Origin of the sequence: Rhizobium sp. CCGE 510, assembly GCF_000292525.1 — a bacterium.
Lineage (GTDB): Bacteria > Pseudomonadota > Alphaproteobacteria > Rhizobiales > Rhizobiaceae > Rhizobium.
Window position 1 is genome coordinate 1 of record NZ_AEYF01000002.1, and the last position, 20,250, is coordinate 20,250.

Consider the following 20,250-nt stretch of genomic DNA (forward strand, 5'->3'; position numbering starts at 1 on the left):
GTAGAAGGCGTCGGTTTCGTACTGATAACGGATGGAGTTATGCAGCGTGACCGGCGAGCCGATATCGTCGGTTTCGCCCGAGAGGCCATCGTCCCACCACGAGTAGAAGAGACCAGCGCGGAAGCCTGCGATGTCGAGGTAAGCGGAGTCGAGCTTGGCTTCCTGATCGGTGGCGTTGTCAGCATTGAACTGCATGACGATGACGCCGGTCAGAGGACCATACTCGGTATCGCTCTTGGCGGTGAACTGAACCTGACCGCGGGTAACCGCATCCCAGTCAGAATCGCCGCCGACATCTTCGCCAACGTTGACCTGGAAACGGATGTAGCCTTCGATCTTGAGGCAGGTTTCGGTGCCCGGGATGTAGAAGTAGCCGGTGCCGTAAGCGTCGCAGACGCGAACGTATTCAACCGGTTCCGGCTCGGCAGCAACAATAGCGTCAGCAGCCTGAGCACCGGAAACTACTGCGAGAGCAGCAGCGGAGCCGAGAAGAAGGCTCTTGATGTTCATAAATGACCTCCAATTCAAAGTTTCGATCGGGTTTGGGATCTTTCGCTGAGCAGCGTTCCCTGCCCCATCCCCGTGTTTGAAGAAGTGGACGATCCGTCGCCCTTGCTTCCGAGAGTGAAAATACAAGACGGGGCCGGTCACGCAATCACCAACTTACTCGAACGGGGTTGGGGAGCCTTCCCGAAATCCTGTTGCTGAAAGGACACAAGTCGGGCAAGCGGCCGCGATTTCCTTTATTCTTTGTTAAGAAAACCCTGATTTTGCGGCGGCTTAGGTCGGATCAACCGTGAACTGGATATGCGTTTGGCAACACATTTGCGACGCTTTTTCGACGAAATCCGGATGCCGAAGGGATATCGCTGCTGCGGCAAGCGTAATCAGACATGCACAGAACCAGTTTCGCCGCTTGCCGGAACATGGGAGCGGGCGGTGATTCCCCGCTGGCGATTCTCCTGCTCAAGGCGGAGCGATTTTCTCATGGCGCGACCATGAAGCATGACCATCTAAAGCGCGTCGCGATCTTTCAGATTCGCTCCTCCCGCTTTAGTTCTTCGTTTTGCGCATGTCGTTGCCGCAAACCCGCTGCACACTTTTGCGCGACATAGCGACCGCGAGACATAACTGCCTAAGCGCAGGTGGTTCTCTGCCGCACGATAAGAATTGAACTGAGCTGGGAAAAATCAAAATGGCGGAGAAGATGGGATTCGAACCCACGATACGCTTTTGACGTATACTCCCTTAGCAGGGGAGCGCCTTCGACCAACTCGGCCACCTCTCCGGTGCGGCCTAACTATGGTGACCGGTCTGGGAATGCAAGGGTTTTTTCAGATTTCACCAGAAGAAATGCAGTGGGCGGCATTTGGGCCGGTTGCGTAGACAGACCGCATTTCCTCGGGTGATCCGCGGAGTTTGATCGCGCTTCGTTCTCTTTGGCGAAAACGCTGAGCCTTGCCGCCCGGCGCCCGATAGGATCAGCGAGCCGAGCACGGCGTTTCCGCTGGCGGTGATTCCTTGCGACGATCGGTCTTGAGTTCAGCCAAGCAGGCGCTTGAGGTCGGCAGAGGGGTCGGCGAGAATCGATCTGTCGGGGTTGGTCCCGGATTCCAGCAGCTTTTTGCCGGTCACATAGGCTTTGGCGTCGTTGATGGCATCGACGGCAATCAGCAGGCCTTGCCTGAAGTACCAGACCGAATAGGCCCCTTCGCGGGCGCCGGGCCGCAGCAGCGTTTCGTCATAACCGAGATTGAAGCCGGCGATCTGCAGCTTGACATCATACTGGTCGGACCAGAACCACGGCTTCGGATCGTAGGGCGCGCTGCCACCGGCAATGACGGCTGCCGCCGCTTCGGCCTGGTCAACGGCGTTCTGCACCGATTCGAGCCTGATGCGGCCACCCTGCCAGGGAAGCGCTGCGCAATCGCCGGCGGCAAAGATCGCCGGATCGGAGGTGCAGGCGAATTCGTCGACGACAATGCCGTTGGCGACTTCGAGGCCGGCTTCCTTGGCAAGTTGGTCATTCGGCACGACGCCGATGCCGACGACGGCAAAGTCGATGTCGATAACCGTTCCGTCGGACAGAGCGGCGCCAGAGACGCGGCCATCCCTGCCGACCAGATGCTTGAGCCCTGTTTTCTCGCGGATCACCACGTCATGGGTCTGATGGATCCCGCGCATGATGTCGGCGGTCTCCTTCGCAGCCACGCGCTGCAGGATGCGGTCAGCCATCTCGATGACCGTGACCTCAAGGCCGCGGTGGCGGGCGACGGCTGCCGCCTCGAGGCCGATATAACCGCCGCCGATGATGAGGACGCGGCGGCCTGGGCGCATCTCGTCGGCGAGCAGATCGGCATCGCGCTTGTCGCGGGCGACATAGACGCCTTCGAGATCGCCGCCGATTGCGGCCGGCAGCCGGCGCGGCGTCGAGCCGGTGGCGAGCGCCAGCGTGCCATAATCGAGAATGGAGCCGTCCTGCAGCAGGACCTGCTTGCTGTCCGGCTTGATCTGCTCGGCCCAGGTGGAAAGGCGAAGATCGACGTCATTATCGCCATACCAATGCTGGTCGCGGAACAGCAGGCGGTCGAAAGCCATTTCGCCAAGCAGGTATTTCTTCGAAAGCGGCGGGCGCTGATAAGGCGCAACGTCTTCGGCGCCGATGAGAGTGATCGGGCGCGTATCCTTCAAGGCACGCAGCTTGGCCGCCAATGCGAAACCGGCCTGTCCCGCGCCGATGATCACCAGTCTATCCGTCACGATCCCACTCCTGAACTTGCGCCCGACAACTATGTCAGGCCTATTCCCTGCCCCGCGCGCCGTCAACGGAAAGCGGCTTCTTACAATCAGCCGATCTCGATCCAGCGACGCTCGTGGAAGGACTGTGCCATGGCATGCACCGACTTCTCTATCCTGAGACCGTCTTTAAATGTCACGATCGACGACGGCTCACCGGATATCGCCCGGATCAGCTCACGGCATTCGATGATCTTCAGATCGTTGAAGCCGAGGCCGTGGCCGGGTGCCGGGATGAAGCGATCATAGGGCCGATGGGCGGGCGCCGCCAGTATCTTGCGGAAACCCTGTTCGGAGCCTCGGCCTTCGGCCTGATAGAGTTCGAATTCGTTCATCCGCTCCTGGTCGTAGACGATCGAGCCTTTCGAACCATAAATCTGCAGGGCGATACGGCCCTTGCGGCCCCAGGCGGCGCGATTCGCCATCAAAACAGCGGAGATGCCGCCCCCAAGCCGCATCAGCACGTTGGCGGCATCGTGATTTTCGACGGCACGACGGCCGCCCTGGCTGAGCGGTCGGTCGGCATAGGGCTTCAGCATGTCGGTTATAACAGCCTCAACATGGCCGAAGAGATACCAGAGCAACGACAGTGGGTGCACAGCGAAATCGTCGAGCGCGCCGTAGCCGGCGGAAAGCTCGCTCTTCCAATAGAAGAAGACATCGGGGTCGGCCATGAAATCCTCGTCCATCTCGACGCGGATATGGTTGACCGTGCCGATGGCACCCTCGCCGACAAGCGTCTTGATGTGTCGCATGACGGGATTCTGAATGTAATTATAGCCAAGAGCGGCAACCTTGCCGGAATGCTCCGCCGTCTCCAGCATGCGCTCGGCATCGGCATAGGCCGGCGCCATAGGCTTTTCGCACCAGACATGCTTGCCGGCTTCGAGGGCTGCAATCGCCATCTCGGCGTGGAATTGGTTGGGGGTGGTGACAGAGACCACGTCGACCTCGGGGTCGGCGACCAGCGCCCGCCAGTCGGCCGTTGCCTTCTCGAAGCCGAATTCGCCGGCACGCGCCTGCGCTAGCCCGGCATTGGCTTCGGCCAGATGGACGAGACGCGGACGCTCGACATCGCCGAACACCGCCTTCACCGCATTCCACGCCAGCGCATGGCATTTGCCCATGTAGCCGGTGCCGATCAAACCGATGCCAAGTGACTTCATTTCCGTCTCCTCCAAAGCTGCGCGCCGATTTTTGGAATATTTAGATCATTTTGACAAGAGACCTGCGCGCGCGCATTTCTACGTTTTTCGCGGAAAATTGTTCAAAATCCTTCAATTACAGGGGATTAAAAACAATTAGGCGTGGGATTTGAAATCGTCTATGCTCACAAATATGGAATATTTGTTTCATCTCGCGGGCAGCAAGCATGGATAACGATCCCCAGAGGCCGGCGCGCGTTCCGCGCGATTTCGAAAGCCTGCGCAGCACCATCATCGAGCGCAAGGCAAATATGCCGAAGCGGCTGGCGCAGGTTGCCGCCTTCGCGCTCGGCAATCCCGACGAGATTGCCTTCGGCACGACGGCGAGCATTGCAGCCGCCTCCGACGTCCAGCCTTCGACGCTGGTGCGCCTGGCGCATCATCTGGGTTACGAAGGTTTCTCCGACCTACAGAGCATCTTCCGCGAAAGATTGCGCGACCGAACGCTGAGCTATGAAGAACGGCTCGTCACGCTGGAGCAAACGAGCGGCGACGACGAGGACGCCAATCTGCTTTCCGGTTTCATTGCCGCGGCCAGCCAGTCGGTCAACCGGCTGGCGGCGACGGTGCAGAGCGATACGTTCACGAAAGCGGTGAGTATCCTTGCCGCCGCCGAAACGATCTATCTGATCGCCAAACGGCGTTCCTACCCGTTGACGGCGCACATGACCTACGCATTTTCCAAGCTCAACATCCGCCACCAGATCGTCGCCTCGCCGAACGGCGTCGACCCCGAAATGGTGCAGTTCGCAACACCGAAGGATGCGGCGATCGCCGCGAGCTTCTCGCCCTATGCGGCAGACAGCCTCAGTCAGAGCCAGGAGCTTGCCGACCGCGGCGTCCCCGTCATCGCGATCACCGATTCGGCTTTCTCGCCGCTTGCCGCCTGCGCCACGCACTGGTTCGAGGTGGCGGAAGCCGATTTCGCCGGTTTCCGCTCGCTTTCTGCCTCGATGGCGCTCACCATGGCGCTTCCGGTGGCGATCGCCGAACGGCGCCGCAAGCTTCAGCATCCAAAAGCTGGAAAAGCGAAAATGGAATAAACATTCCGAATTGACAAAATAACGGAACCGATGTTTCATTATTGAAAATTCGCAGGCACTGGAAGCCGCGCAAAATCTAGCGGGAGGACATCATGGTACAATCGAATCCGAGCTCACAGCCGGAGCCGGCGCTTGATGTAATCACTATCGGCCGCTCCTCGGTCGACCTTTACGGCCAGCAGATCGGTTCGCGGCTGGAGGATATTGCCTCCTTCGCCAAATCCGTCGGCGGCTGCCCGGCCAATATCGCCATCGGCACGGCGCGGCTTGGCCTCAAATCCGGCCTCATCACCCGCGTCGGCGACGAACAGATGGGACGCTTCATCCGCGAGCAATCGGCGCGCGAAGGTGTGGCAACAGACGGCATCGTCACCGACAAGGAGCGCCTGACGGCGCTGGTGCTGCTTGCGGTCGAGGCCGAGGGCGTGTCGCCGATGATCTTCTATCGGTCCGACTGTGCCGACATGGCGCTCGATGAAGGCGATATCGATGAGAATTTCATCCGATCGTCGCGCGCCGTTCTCGTTTCCGGCACGCATTTCTCGAGGCCGAATACCGAGGCCGCGCAACGCAAGGCGATTCGCATCGCCAAGGCGAATGGCCGCAAGGTGATCTTCGACATCGACTACCGGCCGAACCTCTGGGGCCTTGCCGGCCATGCGGAAGGCTTCGAGCGCTACGTGAAATCCGACCGGGTGTCCTCGAAGATGAAGGAGACTCTGCCGGATTGCGACCTCATCATCGGCACCGAAGAGGAAATCCTGATCGCTTCCGGCGCCGACGACGTGCTCGGCGCGCTGAAGGAGATTCGTCGCCTGTCGCCGGCGACGATCGTGCTCAAGCGCGGCGCCATGGGCTGCATCGTCTATGACGGGCCGATCGCCGACGACCTCGAAGCCGGCATCGTCGGCCAGGGTTTCCCGATCGAAGTCTTCAACGTGCTCGGCGCCGGCGATGCTTTCATGTCCGGCTTCCTGCGCGGCTTCCTGCGTGACGAGCCACTGAAGACCTGCGCCACCTGGGCCAATGCCTGCGGCGCGTTTGCCGTCTCCCGCCTGCTCTGCTCGCCGGAATATCCGACCTGGGCGGAGCTTGACTTCTTCCTGACGACCGGCAGCAAACACCGGGCGCTGCGCAAGGACGAGGCGATCAACCATATCCACTGGGCATCGACCCGGCGCGGCGAAATCCCGCTGCTGATGGCGCTGGCGATCGATCATCGTTCACAACTCGTCAGCGTTGCCGATGAACTCGGCGTCGGCCACGAAAAGATCGTCGCCTTCAAGCGGCTGGCAGTCGCCGCAGCGTCGCGGGTTTCGAATGGCCGCGACGGTTACGGCATGCTGATCGACGAACGTTTCGGCCGTGACGCCTTTTTCGACGCGGCAACGAAGAATTTTTCCTGGATCGGCCGGCCGGTGGAATTGCCGGGCTCGAAGCCGCTGCGCTTCGAATTCAGCCAGGATATCGGCTCGCAGCTTGTGGAATGGCCGCTTGGTCATTGCATCAAGTGCCTGTGCTTTTATCATCCCGACGACCCGGCCGAATTGAAGACCGAGCAGCAGGAGAAGCTGCGCACGCTGTTCGAGGCAGCCCGCAAGGTCGGGCGCGAACTGCTGGTGGAGATCATTGCCGGCAAGAACGGACCGCTGACGGACGATACGATCGCAACCGCGCTGGAGGAGCTCTATGCACTCGGCATCAAGCCTGATTGGTGGAAGCTCGAGCCGCAGGCATCGAGCGAAGCCTGGAAGAAGATCGATGCGGTGATCGCCAAAAATGATCCCCTGTGCCGCGGTATCGTGCTGCTCGGGCTCGAGGCGCCTGCCGACGAGCTGATTTCCTGCTTCGAGGCGACGCTGGCTGCTCCTTCGGTGAAGGGCTTTGCTGTTGGCCGAACGATCTTTGCCGATGCGGCGCGCGCCTGGCTTTCGGGCGCAATGAACGACGAGGAAGCGATCAGCGATATGGCCGGCCGCTTCCGGCAACTGACAGAGGCGTGGCTGAAGACGCGCGAGCGTCAGTAGGAAAATTAAGACCCCTCCCCAACCCCTCCCCACAAGGGGGAGGGACTTATGCGGGGCACCATCCGGCATCAGAAGCGCCGTCCTGCGGGAAGAGACGCTGAAACCTGCTTGAAGCGGCGCCGCCAATTAAGTCCCTCCCCTTGTGGGGAGGGGTTGGGGAGGGGAAAACAGACAGAGAGTCAAAAGTCCGGAGGATCCGATGGGCAAGACGATACGGTTGACGATGGCGCAGGCCGTCGCGCATTTCCTCAAAAAGCAGATGACTGTTGTCGACGGCAAAAAGGTGCCGATCTTCGGCGGTGTCTGGGCGATCTTCGGCCACGGCAACGTCGCCGGCATCGGCGAGGCGCTCTATCAGGTGCGTGGCGAACTGACGACCTATCGCGCCCACAACGAACAAGGCATGGCGCATGCCGCCATCGCCTATGCCAAGGCGAATTTCCGCACGCGCTTCATGGCCTGCACCACCTCGATCGGTCCCGGCGCGCTGAACATGGTGACCGCCGCCGGCGTCGCGCATGTCAACCGCATTCCCGTTCTCTTCCTGCCGGGCGACGTCTTCGCCAACCGCGCGCCGGATCCGGTGCTGCAGCAGATCGAGGATTTCGGCGACGGCACGGTTTCAGCCAATGATGCCTTCCGTCCGGTTTCGCGCTATTTCGACCGCATCACCCGGCCCGAGCAGATCATTTCGGCGCTGAAGCGCGCCATGCAAGTCCTGACCGATCCGCTGGATTGCGGCCCGGTTACCTTGTCGCTCTGCCAGGATGTCCAGGCGGAAGCCTACGATTACCCGGAAAGCCTGTTTGATGAAAAAATCTGGGCGACGCGCCGGCCGCAACCGGATGCGGACGAGCTGGCAAATGCCATCGCGCTGATCAAGGCCTCGCAGAAGCCGGTGATCGTTGCCGGCGGCGGCGTGCTCTATTCACAGGCGACCAAAGAGCTTGCCGCCTTTGCCGAGGCCCACGGCGTTCCGGTCGTCGTTACCCAGGCCGGCAAGTCGGCGATCAACGAAACCCATTCGCTGGCGCTCGGCTCGGTCGGCGTCACCGGCACGTCTGCGGCGAATGCGATTGCCGAAGAGACGGATCTCGTCATCGCCGTCGGCACCCGCTGCCAGGATTTCACCACCGGCTCCTGGGCGCTGTTCAAGAACGATAGCCTCAGGATGATCGGCCTCAATATCGCCGCCTATGACGCCCTGAAGCATGACAGCCATCCGCTGGTGACTGACGCCCGCGAAGGGCTGAAGGCGCTTTCGGCGGGGCTTTCCGGCTGGAAGGCGCCGGCGGCCCTGGCCGAAAAGGCAGCCGCGGAGAAAAAGGTCTGGATGGAGGCTGCCGCCAAAGCGATGGCGACGACCAATGCCGCCCTGCCCTCCGATGCCCAGGTGATCGGCGCGGTGGCGCGCGCGATCGGCGGCGATAATACGACGGTTCTCTGCGCTGCGGGCGGCCTTCCCGGCGAATTGCACAAACTCTGGCCGGCAACTGCGCCGGGCAGCTATCACATGGAATATGGCTTTTCCTGCATGGGCTACGAGATTGCCGGCGGGCTCGGCGCCAAGATGGCGCATCCCGAACGGGATGTCGTCGTCATGGTCGGCGACGGTTCCTACATGATGATGAATTCCGAGATCGCGACCTCGGTCATGCTCGGTCTCAAGCTCAACATCGTCATGCTCGACAATCGCGGTTATGGCTGCATCAACCGATTGCAGATGGGCACCGGCGGCGCCAACTTCAACAATCTGCTGAAGGACTCCTATCACGAGGTGATGCCGGAGATCGATTTCCGCGCGCATGCCGAAAGCATGGGCGCCATCGCCGTCAAGGTTTCCTCCATCACCGAACTGGAACAGGCGATCGCCGATTCGAAGAGAAACGACCGCACCTCGGTCTTCGTCATCGACACCGATCCGCTGATCACGACCGATGCCGGCGGCCACTGGTGGGATGTCGCGGTGCCTGAGGTCAGCCCGCGCGGCGAGGTCAACAGAGCCCATGAGGCCTATGTCAAAGCGCGCGCTGCCCAGCGCGTCGGTTGATCGATTGCTATGATTTCCGGGGGAGCGGAAGCGCTCCTCCGCACTATTTTCAAGGAGATTACTGATGAAGGCCAAACTCGGCATGTCGCCCATCGCCTGGTGGAACGACGACCTTCCTGAACTCAGCGACGACGTATCCCTCGAGGAATGCCTGCGGCAATCCCGCGGCGCCGGTTTCACCGGCATGGAGCAAGGCCGCCGTTTCCCCAGCAACCCGGAAGAGATGCTGCCCATCCTGCGCGCCGCCGACGTGACGCTCTGCGGCGGCTGGTTCTCCGGCACCTTGGTCAATGAGGAGCTTGCGGCCAATAAGGACCGCATCGCGCCGATGATCGAGCTGTTCAAGGCGGTCAATGCACCCTGCATCGTCTATGGTGAAGTCGGCCGCTCGATCCAGGGCGACCGGTCCAAGCCGCTCGCGACCAAGCCGCGCCTTTCCGACGACGAGATGAAGGCCTATGCGCGCCGCGTCACCGAGTTCGGGGAATGGTGCGCCGAACAGGGCATGCCGCTCTCCTATCACCACCATATGGCGGCCGTGGTCGAAACCGAGCCGGAACTCGACGCCTTCATGCGTTCCTCGGGCGAAGGCATTCCACTGCTGCTCGATGCCGGCCATCTCGCCTTTGCCGGCGGCGACGTCCTGCGCGCCATCGGCAACCACCACGCCCGCATCAACCATGTTCACGTCAAGGACATCCGCAAGCCTGTCGTCGACGGGCTCGACCGCAGCCGGCAATCCTTCCTCGACGCAGTGGCACTCGGCGCCTTCACGGTGCCGGGCGACGGCTCGCTCGGTTTCGGCGCTATCGTCCAGCGGCTGGCCGATCACGGCTATGAGGGCTGGTTCGTTGTCGAAGCAGAACAGGATCCACGCAAGTCACCTCCGCAGAAGATGGCCGAGATCGGCCATGCGGAATTGATGCGGGTCATGACCGCCGCAGGTTATACGGTGGAGACCGAAGGTTTTCCTAAGGGATAATCGAAAGACCTGCCGGCCTGCTGGAGCAAGACGCCCCCCTCATTCGCCGGAAGCCGACCGGGGTCGAGCCACGGGTCTCGACCCGTCCTTCGGACCCCCTCGGGGAGAAGGTGGCGGCAGCCGGATGAGGGGCCACGCCCACCAATTTACGAGGAGAAACACCAATGCCAAACCTCAAGGTTAAACCATCGGGCACCCATGGCCGCGTCACGCACGTGACCCCTGAGAATGCCGGCTGGACTTATGTCGGCTTCGACCTGCATCGGATGAAGCCGGGCGAGACCGTTTCCGGAGAGACGGGAGACCGCGAAGTCTGCCTCGTCTGGGTGAGCGGCAAGGGCAAGGCGTCGGCAGGCACAAAGGATTTCGGCACGCTCGGCGGCCGCATGAACCCGTTCGAAGGCGCGCCGCATGCGCTCTACATCCCGATGGGATCGACATGGTCGGTGACGGCGGAGACCGATCTGGAGCTCGCCGTCTGCTCGGCGCCCGGCGGTGGCAGCTATCCGGCGAAGGAAATCCCGCCGGGCACGCATGCGCAGATGACGCGCGGCAAGGGCACAAATGTGCGCTACGTCAACAATATCATGCCTGAGGACGACAGCTCGGCGCATTCGCTGCTTGTCGTCGAGGTGATTACGCCCGGCGGCCATACATCGTCCTATCCGCCGCACAAGCACGACCAGGACGACCTTCCGAACGAGAGTTTCCTGGAAGAGACCTATTACCATCGCCTCAACCCGCCGCAGGGCTTCGGCTTCCAGCGCGTCTACACCGACGATCGCTCGCTTGACGAGGCAATGGCGATCGAGGACGGCGACGTGACGCTGGTGCCGAAAGGCTATCACCCCTGCGCCGCTTGCCATGGCTACGATCTCTATTACCTCAACGTCATGGCCGGGCCGAAGCGGATCTGGAAATTCCACAATGCCGTCGAGCACGAGTGGCTGGTCAAGGCGTGAGGACTGCGGCAGATCGCTAAATAATCTGACAGCGGCAAGCCGCCGTTAATGGTTCACTGCCTCCATCCAAACACGGATGGAGGACCACCATGTACAGCCCGAATGTGACAATCTCGGCCCGGAATATTCGCTCTTCGCGTCATTTCCGTCCCGGCCTGCTTGTTGCCGTCATCACGGCAGCACGCTGGCTGGCGCGCAAGATTGACGAACGGCGCAACAGCAATGCGCTAATGGAACTTTCCGACGATCAGTTAAAAGATATCGGTCTCTCCAGGGGGCAGACAGAAAGCGACGTTCACGTCTATAGTCGCTACTGAAATACAGGCGTCAGTTGTGATACTATGCCTCGGGCCGCCTCGTCGGCGGCCTGCGCTGATCCGGAACATCAAATGTCGCAGTATTCAACAGCACCGCTCCTGCAAACGAAGATGATCACCATTCGTGACATCGTCTGCAATGGTGAGTGCCGCCATAAGAGCGACGAGGAATGCGCCCACGCAACAAGCCTCGTCTATCCCTATCGCGGCGTCTTCATGCGGCATGTCGGCCGCAATGACACGGTGGCCGAAGCCAATCAGCTATTGTTCTTCAATGCCGGCCAGGGATATCGCATCAGCCATCCGATCGAGGGCGGCGACGCCTGCATCGATCTGGCGATCGACGAGACCATGCTCGAAGAACTCGCGCCGAAAGATCAGGTGCAGCCCGGCCCGGCCTTTTCCTTCCGGCGCCAGCGCCGACGGATCGATCCGCGCGCGCAAGCGCTGGTCGCCCTCCTCCGTCACGGTTTGAGCCGCAATGTCGCCGAAACGCTGGAGGCAGAAACACTCGCCCTGACGCTGGTCCGCCGCTCGCTCGGCGAGCGCACATCGCATGCGCCGGGCGCCAGCACCGGCCGGCAGAAACTCGTCGACCGGGCAAAGCTGGTGCTTTCCTCCGATCTCGCGCGGCGCTGGACGCTCGGCGAAATCGCCGTCGAAGTGGGCGTCTCGCCGGTTTATCTCACCCAGGTGTTCCAGCAGGTCGAGGCGACACCGCTCTATCGCTATCAGCTGCGGCTGAGACTTGCCCGCGCGCTCGATCTACTCGGAGAGTACGACGATCTGACTGCGCTCGGGCTCGATCTCGGCTTTTCCAGCCACAGCCATTTCAGCGCCTCCTTCAAACAATCCTTCGGGCAGACCCCGGCCGAATTCCAGCGCGCGACGCAGCTGCGCCGGAGGTGATGGTCCAGGTCGATCGCTAAAGATTTCGACAGCGGCATTGCGGTCTTCGATGATCTTATCAGCCCGTCCCGATCCGTGGACGATCAACCGGAGGATCACCAGATGAAGAAGACAACCTGTGCCGCCTGCGACTGCGAACTCGGCGCCGAGACCATCACCGTCAAGCTCGGCGGCAAGACCGTCGAGGTCTGTTGCCAGGAATGCGCCGAGGCGTTGAACGAGGCGGAAGCCGCGACCTCGGCAGCTCCAACAGGCAAGGAATAGACGACATCAGGCAAGAGCCGCGCTCCCCAGCGCGGCTCTTGCGATTCAGGCCGGCAGAAGCCCGTAGCGCCAGCCGCGACGTTTTGCATTCTGTGACAGGACCAGGAAGGCGAGGATAAACATGCCTGCCTCGGCAAAGACCGGCACCATCCAGATCCCCTGCTCGCCGAAGATAAAGGGCATCAAGAAAGTGAGCGGCAGGGTCAGCAGATAGGGCCGCGACAGGCCAAAGATCGCCGCGCGCGGCGCATCGCCGATCGACTGGAAATAGGACGACAGAATCAGCATCTGCCCGAAAAGAAAATAGGCGCCGATCGTCCAGGGCAGAATTCGCCTGACCTCGGCGATAATGGCGGGATCGGCGACAAAGACGGCGCCGAGGCGGCCAGCCAGCAACTCGACGGTGATCTCCACCAGAGTGCAATAGACCAGCGCTGCGAGCATGGCAATCTGCAGGCTTCGGCCGACACGAAGCCCTAGACCAGCACCGTGATTGTTGCCGGCGATCGTCTGCAGGGCGATGCTGAGGCCGAGCAGCGGCAGATAGGTGAAGGTCATGATCCGGGTGATGATGCCGTAGGCAGCGATCGTCGCGACGTGGTCATGCGCACTCCATAGCGAGACGTTGATGAGAATGGCCGCCGAGGCCAGCGATATGCCGATGAAACCGAGGCTCATCGGCGCGCCGAAGGCGACGATGCCGCGCCACTCGCTCAATGCGGTTTCCAAAGAAGGCCTGAGTGCTGCAGGCCGGCGCTGGATATAGGCAAGCACGGCTGCAAGACAGACGAATTGCGTTGCGATGGAGCCGACCGCCGAACCGAGCACGCCCCAATGCATGACCGCCATGAACAGCCAATTGGCGAAGATGTTGAGCAGCGAGGCCGACAGCGTCACCAGCGTCATGAAACCGATCTTGCCTTCGCAGCGCAATCCGTCGAGATGCAGCGACAGGAAGAAGTTGACCGGCGCAAAGGCGATCATCGCGCCCATGAACAACCTGGCGCCCTCGGCCACCGCAGCATTGCCGGCAGCACCGGCGTCGATGATCTGCCGGCCGAGGGTCCAGTAGACCGCGTTGAGCATCAAGGTGACGGCCAGCGCCAGCGTATGGGCACCGGTGAATACCCGGCGCGCGCCGTGGCGATCGCCGGCGCCGAGCCGGCGGGCAAGAATGCTCGCCATGCCGTTCGAGACCAGTGATTGCAAGGCGATCAGCAACATCAGCCCCGGGAAAATCAGGCTGACGGCAGAAAGCGCGTCCGGGCCGACATAGGCACCGAGGAAATAGGCGTCGACGACGGTGAAGAGGCCGTTGACGGTGGTGATCGCGACAATCGGCGCCGCCGTTTTGATGAACACGGCTGGCAGCCGGCCGGTGAGAAAGGCATTGCCTTGGGAGTGAGCGGTCATGGAGAAATCCGTGCAATAGGAGGCAACCCAATCCGCTTAAAATCATGCGGATCCGGACGGCCTCAAAAGAAAAGGAGCAATCTAGAGATCGAGTACCAGATGCGGCACGCCGTTCGAGGTCTTCCTCGGCGAGACGCCGTCGGCATCGATCTGCGCGTTCACGCGCCGGCGAAAGGCCGAAAAGCTCTCGAAGGTGACGACATCCACCGGCTCGTCGAAATGGATGGTGATCCTGTGGAGATCGCCGCCCGGCAAAGCCGAAAGCGCCAGGATCTCGCCGGTGAACGGCTGATTGAGATAGCGGCCGCGAATATGGGCACCGACGAAGAGCTGTGTCTTCGGGCTGGCGTTGGGCTTTGCCGCGAGGGCTGCAAGCGTGTTCCAATCGCGGACGCCGTGCTGGCGGGCAATCATTTCGAGGGCGGCACTGTGCGTCAGTGTGGTACCGCGATCATTCATCGCCTGGCGCAGGCGCTTGGCCTGAGCCTTCAAGTCTTCAATGGCAGGATAGGTCGCCGTCATGGAGTGAGCCTTCGCAAGGCATGCTCTTCGACTATGAATGGGAGCTCGCATTGCCGCCAGTCAGCATGCACAAGGGGCCGTGACCATGATCGCAAGGACTTCACCATGGATTTTCATCCGCGAGCGGCTGGTGCCTCGAACCGGCCTCTGTATGCGCGAACGCTGCCGGCATGTCAAGAATGGCGCATGCGCACTTGGAATGAGCAAATTTGGGGCAAATCTGCACGAAATCGATGCGGTTTTCCCGCAAGTTCCACATAAACATCCAATCTTATCGATGTTGTTCAGCAGCTGTCAGCATTCTTCAACTAATATCCTGTGGTAGAACAAGCGGAGGCTAAAAGGGCCTTTCAGATGCACCTCGACACAGAACACCCCAAGCCGGAACGTGCTTACAGGGAATTCAATCTCGACAGGCCCGGCAACATCATCTTCGTCGGCCATCACCTCAGCACCGGAACGCAGGTGCGCTGCCTGATCCGCACGATCACGCTTGCCGGCGCACTGCTCGAAGTAAGCCCGAACCTGGAAATGCCGAGCCATTTCTTCCTCGAAATCCTCGGCATCCATGACGAGATCGGCTCAACCATGGTCAAGCGCGAAGGCGAGTGGGTGACGGTCAGCTTCAACATGCTGCTTAATCCTGAATTCCTCCACCACGTGCTGCGGCTGAGCTTCGAAACCTGAGGCTTTTTGCGATCGGCGAATCAACGCGGCGCGGCACCTTCGTTTCCGCGTCCCGCCTTGCGGCCAGGCGCGCAATGATCGGAAGGATCCAGAGAATTCCCCGCCACTCCGGTCGATCGAGCGGGTCGGCAAAAGCATCGCGGCGGATCCGGCGATTGCGGATCTCGATTTCCTTGAAGAGAACAACCCAGTTGAGATCCATTGCTTCATCCTCCATCTATTGGCTCATGCACTTGAGCTAAGCCTTCGCGCCCTTCGGATGTAGAGGCGCTGGGGAAAGGGGGTTTTCATCCATGAAAGATGCAAGCTGGGACGACCTGCAGCTTTTCTTCCATGTCGCAACCGGCGGCGGGCTCTCGGCCGCAGCTGCGCGCACCGGGCTCAGCGCGCCGACGATCGGTAGGCGGATGCTGGCACTTGAACGGGTAACTGGCCGATCGCTGTTCAGCCGCGGCCCCACCGGTTATCTGCTCGCGAGGGATGGACAGGAATTGTTCGACCGCGTCCGGCTGATGCAGGATGCGGCGCGTGCGATCTCCGACTGGCGCGGCGAGGTGCTGACACTGCCGATCGTCTCGACAGCCGCCGACAGCTGGACGTCGCGCTTCATCGCCGATCATCTGGCCAGTGTCTGGACCCCCAAGGACAGTTTCCGCATGTGCTACAAGACCTGCGATACCAGCGTCGATTTCACCTACCGCGAGGCGCATATCGCCGTTGGCCACAGCCGGCCGGACAGCGGTAACGTCGCGATCCGCCGCTCGGTCAAGGTGGCGCATGCGGTTTACCAGGCGGCAGACTATGACGAGGCCAACTGCAACTGGATCTCGCTCGGCACCGATGCCGCCTTCACGCCGGCGGACAAATGGACGTTCGAACAGCCGGATTACTGGATCACCAGTTGGACCAACACGCCGCATATGCTGTTTTACCTAATCCGGGGGGGCGCCGGCCGTGGCGTGCTCCCCTGTTTCATCGGCGATCGGGAACGCAACCTTGTTCGCGCCGGGCCTCTCATCGACGACCTGACCTATGAAATGTGGATCATTGCGCATGACGACGAGCGGCAACGGCCGGAGGTCAGGATTGTCATCGACCGCCTGGGGGCGCTCTTTGCCGATCATGAAAACCTGTTTGCCGGGCAGAGGCCGGCGATATGACACGAAGACGCGGGCCTCGACCCGCGTCCTCCAAGCGTCATTCAAAATGTTGCAGCGTCCTTTGCCCGCCGGAAGACGCGCGGCGCTGTCGATAGGCTGCTGTCGGCTCAGGCGGCGAGATGCCGCTCGATCTCGCCGACCGGCATATTTGTATAGTCCTTCGCTACTTCAGCGGTGATCACCGCCTGCGTATCGGCACGGAGCGCCGGCCGCAATGTGCCGAGCGCCTTTGGCGGTGCAACGAGGACGATGCGGCGGGCATTCTTTTCCTGCACCAGCGCGTCAAGCTTTTCCGCCACCTGTTTCAGAAATTCGGCTTCTGCCTGATCCTGCCAGCTGGTCTCCTCGACGGCGCTGCCGCTGAAGCCGTCTGCGGCATGGGTCCGGCCAGGCTTATCCGCGCCAATCTCGCGATCCGGTGCGCTCGGCTGCGTCAGGGTTTCCAGCACCTTCAGGTTCATCAGTTGGGCATCGCCAGCATTCTGCATGATCAGAGCCTTGGCTCCATCACAGACCACAACCCATGATTCCCAAGGGATTTTGACGTTGGTCATTTTCAACTCCTCGCTGTCGTCATTCGAAGCGCGCGGTGCTTCATCGATCAAGGCAGAACGTCCGGCGGTTGAAAGAGTTCGGGAAAATGCGCCGAAATCGAACGGGCGGCGATCCGATCGGCCTTTGCTGCGTAGAAAAGGCAGGTTCGGGAGATTAACGATGAAGACATCACTGTTGGCCTATGCCGGCACCTTTCTCACCCTTCTCGTCTGCGACGGGATTTGGCTTGGCCTCATCGCCCGCAACTTTTATCGCGACCAGCTAGGGGCGCTGATGCTGCCTTCCCCCAATCTGGCGGTCGCCGCACTGTTCTACCTGTTCTTCGCCGCCGCGGTGGTCGTGCTTGCAGTGCTCCCGGCGCTGTCGGCAGACTCGATCGCCACAGCATTTCTTCACGGTGCCATTCTAGGATTGGCGGCCTATGGCACCTATGACGTCACCAATCTTGCCACACTCCGCAACTGGCCGCTCGCCATGAGCCTGGTCGACATGGCGTGGGGCACGTTGCTGACGGCGCTGACCGCCGCCGGCGGATATCTCGCCGTCAGAATTCTTGTCTGAAACGATACCCAGGAGTGAAGCCCACGTCCCGATAATGGACATGACGGCGTCCCGCATAGGAACAAAGTTTGAACTCGTTAAAATTGTAATTTTATATTTGACGAATGTGCAAAACATTCATGTGACCTTGGTTGGGAGCAAGAACCAGCTTGCTCGGAATGAAGACCAGCTTGCTCGATCAAAACCCGCCCGATCGAGATTAAAGACCTCAAATGCGTCCTGACTGACGGAGAATGTGAATGTCTATGCTCCGCGCCACACACCTTGCCACGGTCAAGTCCGCTGTCTACGACCTGCGCTGGGAAGAATTCAGCGTCAAGCGGCCAGCCCGCATCGTCGCCGTCCGGCCGTGCCTCACAGGCGTCTCGATGCGAAGCGCCGAGATCATCGATATTTCCCAGGGTGGCGCCACCTTCGTCGTATCGACCACGGCAGGCCTGCCAAAACATTATTATCTCAACATTCTCGGCCTCGCCTATCGCATCGGATGCGCCGAGGTCTATCGTCACAAAGAACGCATCGGCGTGCGGTTCATCAACATCATGGACCCTGAGGTTCTGCGCCGTGTCGTCCGCACCGATTTCCTCGTCGGCAATATGGAAGCGATCGCCGCCCGGCGCGCGCCAATCTTTCGCGCGTAAACAGGCGGGCTTCCCGGCGTGAACCGGCCGGCAACAGGCTGCCGCGTAATTCCTTGAATCCGGATCGGCGTGTCGCGTCTGAAAAGACGCGCTGGGCTGTCCTTGTGGAAATAATCTTGCTTGCGTTGGCCGTGCCCGGGCCTATTGTTTCGCCAATTGTCACGCTATCCGGGAACCCGCCGTCGCATGTCCGCCTTTTCGCGCTTCACGCCTCTTGCCAGCGCCCTGCCTTCCACAGTCCCCTTCGTTGGCCCCGAGGCGATCGAGCGCCAACGCGGACTTGCCGTTCTGGCGCGCATCGGCGCCAATGAGAACGGCTTTGGTCCAGCCCCCTCGGTGTTTGCGGCGATGCGCGAGGAAGCTGGCGATATCTGGAAATACAATGATCCGGAGAATTTCGCGCTGAGGCAAGCGCTTGCCGCTTATCTCGGCATCTCCACCGCCAATATTGCCATCGGCAGCGGCATCGACGAATTGCTCGGCCAGATCGTCCGGCTGGTGGTCGAGCCGGGTGCGCCTGTCGTCACCTCGCTCGGCGCCTACCCGACCTTCAACTTCCATGTCACCGGTTTCGGCGGCCGACTGGTGACCGTTCCCTACGCAAACGACCGTGAGGATCTCGACGGGCTACTGGATGCTGTGAAGCGCGAGAACGCGCCGCTCGTCTATTTCGCCAATCCCGACAACCCGATGGGAAGCTGGTGGGATGCCGACAGGATCGTCGCTTTCGCCCGGGCGCTGCCCGAGACGACGCTGATGGTGCTCGACGAGGCCTATAGCGAGACCGGGCCGACACGGTCGCTGCCGTCGATCTCCTCGCTCATCGATATGCCGAACGTCGTTCGCACCCGTACTTTCTCAAAGGCTTACGGGCTTGCCGGCTCGCGCACCGGCTACGTGATCTCGACGGCCGGGACGGCTGAAGCTTTCGACAAGATTCGCAATCATTTCGGCATGAACCGGCTGGCGACATCAGCAGCGCTCGCCGCTCTCAGGGACCAGGCCTATCTCGCCGAGGTGGTCGGGAAAATCCACGCAGCGCGGGAGAGGATCGCCGGTATCGCCCGGGCAAACGGCCTTGAGCCCCTGCCCTCGGCTACGAATTTCGTGGCGATCGACGCCGGCCGCGACGGCGCTTATGCCAGGGCGATCGTCGACGGTCTGATGGAACGCGGCGTCTTCATCCGCATGCCCGGCGTGGCGCCGCTCAATCGCTGCATTCGCGTCAGTGTCGGACCGGAGGCGGATATGGCGCTTCTCGAAGAAATGCTGCCGCAAGTGCTGAAAAAAGTCGGCTGATAGAGCATGATGCCGAAAAGTGTCAGAGGTTTTCTCATGACATCATGCTCTCACTCGATGCTGCAAAACAGCAAGAACCGCGGCCGGTGGAGGATCCGGTCGCGGTTCCGTTCTCCCGGCGTCGGCCCCGTTCAAAGCGCCCCGCCAGCTCCCTCTTTCCGAGGTTGTTATATCGTTCCTGCCGATTTGCCGGCAGGATAATATCAGTGAACCGTCATCCACTCGCGGGCGGCGCGCAGCGCTGCCACGAGCTGCATCTTGTCCATGGCGGCGGCCACGTCGGCACGAAGCTCGGCGGCGCGGTCGTTGCCCTTGATTGCGGCGATGTTCAGCCATTTGTGAGCTGCGACCAGATCGATTTCGCAGCCGCGGCCGGTCGCATACATCAGACCCATTTCGCAGAAGACATCGGCGCTGTTGTCGCCACCCATGGTGGCCGTTTCAGCATTATGCATTTCAAAGCGTGCCATCGGTTTTATCCCTGTTAGCCTGTTTATGACTTACCCTGTTTTTACCTCTGGGCCTTGCCGTCTGTCGCGGCTTGCGGCCCTTACGGTCCGGCGGGTTTGCCCCGCTCGTTTGATGGGTTCACTATGCCAAACGGCCTTCAAAAAACGCCTAAAATGCATGATTAATTCTAGACAAACAAAGTGCAAATGCTTGGTAAATTTGGATTTTTGTTAAACATCAGATGCCTTGCGAATTAAGGACTTTCGCTCGACTTTTACGAAAGATTCAGATTTGAAAATAAAGGGATCGTTCATCATGAAATCAGCAAGCGATATCATCGCAAGCTCGCCGCACGGCTTTTTCTCGCATCTTTTGCCCCGTTTGCGCGATAACGACCATGCTTATTT

Annotated in this window: 21 protein-coding genes and 1 tRNA gene; 13 read left to right on the top strand and 9 right to left on the bottom strand. The window is 60.8% G+C overall.

Annotated elements, in window-relative coordinates; translation table 11 throughout:
• The 4 genes from RCCGE510_RS01695 to RCCGE510_RS01710 form a co-directional block, all read right to left on the bottom strand.
• Positions 1-510: porin (locus tag RCCGE510_RS01695; RefSeq protein WP_007626543.1), on the bottom strand; the 510-nt coding region annotated here is incomplete at its 3' end.
• 686 nt (positions 511-1,196) lie between these two features.
• Positions 1,197-1,288: transfer RNA gene (locus tag RCCGE510_RS01700), tRNA-Ser, on the bottom strand.
• Positions 1,289-1,542: 254 nt separating this feature from the next.
• The gene (locus tag RCCGE510_RS01705; protein ID WP_007626544.1) at positions 1,543-2,760 is read right to left on the bottom strand and encodes an FAD-dependent oxidoreductase; all 1,218 of its coding nucleotides are present in this window, start codon (positions 2,758-2,760) and stop codon (positions 1,543-1,545) included.
• A gap of 86 nt (positions 2,761-2,846) precedes the next feature.
• Positions 2,847-3,962, bottom strand: coding sequence for a Gfo/Idh/MocA family oxidoreductase (locus RCCGE510_RS01710; protein WP_007626545.1), 1,116 nt, complete (start codon positions 3,960-3,962; stop codon positions 2,847-2,849).
• 206 nt (positions 3,963-4,168) lie between these two features.
• Between RCCGE510_RS01710 and RCCGE510_RS01715 the strand changes: the two genes are divergently transcribed.
• From RCCGE510_RS01715 to RCCGE510_RS35070, 8 genes are all read left to right on the top strand, one after another.
• On the top strand, positions 4,169-5,044 hold the full coding sequence (locus tag RCCGE510_RS01715) for a MurR/RpiR family transcriptional regulator (RefSeq protein WP_007626546.1): 876 nt from the start codon (positions 4,169-4,171) through the stop codon (positions 5,042-5,044).
• A gap of 92 nt (positions 5,045-5,136) precedes the next feature.
• Positions 5,137-7,071, top strand: a complete 1,935-nt coding sequence (iolC, locus tag RCCGE510_RS01720) for a 5-dehydro-2-deoxygluconokinase (RefSeq protein ID WP_007626547.1) — start codon at positions 5,137-5,139, stop codon at positions 7,069-7,071.
• Between the two features lie 199 nt (positions 7,072-7,270).
• Positions 7,271-9,121, top strand: coding sequence for a 3D-(3,5/4)-trihydroxycyclohexane-1,2-dione acylhydrolase (decyclizing) (gene iolD, locus RCCGE510_RS01725; protein ID WP_007626548.1), 1,851 nt, complete (start codon positions 7,271-7,273; stop codon positions 9,119-9,121).
• A gap of 64 nt (positions 9,122-9,185) precedes the next feature.
• A complete protein-coding gene (gene iolE, locus RCCGE510_RS01730; RefSeq protein WP_007626550.1) occupies positions 9,186-10,103 on the top strand; it encodes a myo-inosose-2 dehydratase in 918 nt (305 codons plus the stop codon).
• A gap of 164 nt (positions 10,104-10,267) precedes the next feature.
• Positions 10,268-11,065 carry a 5-deoxy-glucuronate isomerase gene (gene iolB / locus RCCGE510_RS01735; RefSeq protein WP_007626552.1) on the top strand — a complete coding sequence of 266 codons (798 nt, stop codon included), beginning with the start codon at positions 10,268-10,270 and terminating at the stop codon, positions 11,063-11,065.
• Positions 11,066-11,154: 89 nt separating this feature from the next.
• Complete coding sequence (locus RCCGE510_RS01740; RefSeq protein WP_007626553.1) at positions 11,155-11,382, top strand: DUF1127 domain-containing protein; 228 nt, start codon at positions 11,155-11,157, stop codon at positions 11,380-11,382.
• Between the two features lie 72 nt (positions 11,383-11,454).
• Complete coding sequence (locus RCCGE510_RS01745) at positions 11,455-12,291, top strand: helix-turn-helix domain-containing protein (RefSeq protein WP_007626554.1); 837 nt, start codon at positions 11,455-11,457, stop codon at positions 12,289-12,291.
• A gap of 102 nt (positions 12,292-12,393) precedes the next feature.
• On the top strand, positions 12,394-12,555 hold the full coding sequence (locus RCCGE510_RS35070; RefSeq protein WP_007626555.1) for a hypothetical protein: 162 nt from the start codon (positions 12,394-12,396) through the stop codon (positions 12,553-12,555).
• A 45-nt stretch (positions 12,556-12,600) separates the two neighbouring features.
• On the opposite strand, the gene RCCGE510_RS01750 is transcribed toward RCCGE510_RS35070, so the two are convergent.
• Both RCCGE510_RS01750 and RCCGE510_RS01755 read right to left on the bottom strand, forming a co-directional pair.
• Positions 12,601-13,968 (bottom strand): MATE family efflux transporter, encoded by a 1,368-nt coding sequence (locus RCCGE510_RS01750; protein WP_007626557.1) that lies wholly within the window; start codon positions 13,966-13,968, stop codon positions 12,601-12,603.
• 81 nt (positions 13,969-14,049) lie between these two features.
• A complete protein-coding gene (locus tag RCCGE510_RS01755; RefSeq protein WP_007626558.1) occupies positions 14,050-14,490 on the bottom strand; it encodes a glyoxalase superfamily protein in 441 nt (146 codons plus the stop codon).
• A 354-nt stretch (positions 14,491-14,844) separates the two neighbouring features.
• Between RCCGE510_RS01755 and RCCGE510_RS01760 the strand changes: the two genes are divergently transcribed.
• Entirely contained in the window at positions 14,845-15,177 is a 333-nt protein-coding gene (locus RCCGE510_RS01760; RefSeq protein WP_007626559.1) for a hypothetical protein, read from the top strand.
• On the opposite strand, the gene RCCGE510_RS35430 is transcribed toward RCCGE510_RS01760, so the two are convergent.
• On the bottom strand, positions 15,128-15,379 hold the full coding sequence (locus RCCGE510_RS35430; protein ID WP_081525665.1) for a hypothetical protein: 252 nt from the start codon (positions 15,377-15,379) through the stop codon (positions 15,128-15,130). The genes RCCGE510_RS01760 and RCCGE510_RS35430 overlap by 50 nt on opposite strands.
• Positions 15,380-15,470: 91 nt before the next feature.
• Between RCCGE510_RS35430 and RCCGE510_RS01765 the strand changes: the two genes are divergently transcribed.
• Complete coding sequence (locus RCCGE510_RS01765; protein ID WP_007626561.1) at positions 15,471-16,337, top strand: LysR family transcriptional regulator; 867 nt, start codon at positions 15,471-15,473, stop codon at positions 16,335-16,337.
• A gap of 107 nt (positions 16,338-16,444) precedes the next feature.
• Here the strand turns inward: RCCGE510_RS01765 and RCCGE510_RS01770 are convergent, their stop codons facing one another.
• Entirely contained in the window at positions 16,445-16,891 is a 447-nt protein-coding gene (locus RCCGE510_RS01770) for a host attachment family protein (protein ID WP_007626563.1), read from the bottom strand.
• A gap of 160 nt (positions 16,892-17,051) precedes the next feature.
• On the opposite strand from RCCGE510_RS01770, the gene RCCGE510_RS01775 reads away from it, so the two are divergent.
• The 3 genes from RCCGE510_RS01775 (at position 17,052) to RCCGE510_RS01785 (ending at position 19,393) form a co-directional block, all read left to right on the top strand.
• Positions 17,052-17,453, top strand: coding sequence for a DUF2177 family protein (locus tag RCCGE510_RS01775; protein WP_007626565.1), 402 nt, complete (start codon positions 17,052-17,054; stop codon positions 17,451-17,453).
• A gap of 239 nt (positions 17,454-17,692) precedes the next feature.
• On the top strand, positions 17,693-18,094 hold the full coding sequence (locus RCCGE510_RS01780; protein ID WP_037077506.1) for a pilus assembly protein PilZ: 402 nt from the start codon (positions 17,693-17,695) through the stop codon (positions 18,092-18,094).
• 186 nt (positions 18,095-18,280) lie between these two features.
• Positions 18,281-19,393, top strand: coding sequence for a pyridoxal phosphate-dependent aminotransferase (locus RCCGE510_RS01785; RefSeq protein ID WP_007626570.1), 1,113 nt, complete (start codon positions 18,281-18,283; stop codon positions 19,391-19,393).
• A gap of 203 nt (positions 19,394-19,596) precedes the next feature.
• On the opposite strand, the gene RCCGE510_RS01790 is transcribed toward RCCGE510_RS01785, so the two are convergent.
• Positions 19,597-19,863, bottom strand: coding sequence for a sel1 repeat family protein (locus tag RCCGE510_RS01790; protein WP_007626573.1), 267 nt, complete (start codon positions 19,861-19,863; stop codon positions 19,597-19,599).
• Between the last annotated feature and the right edge of the window lie 387 nt (positions 19,864-20,250).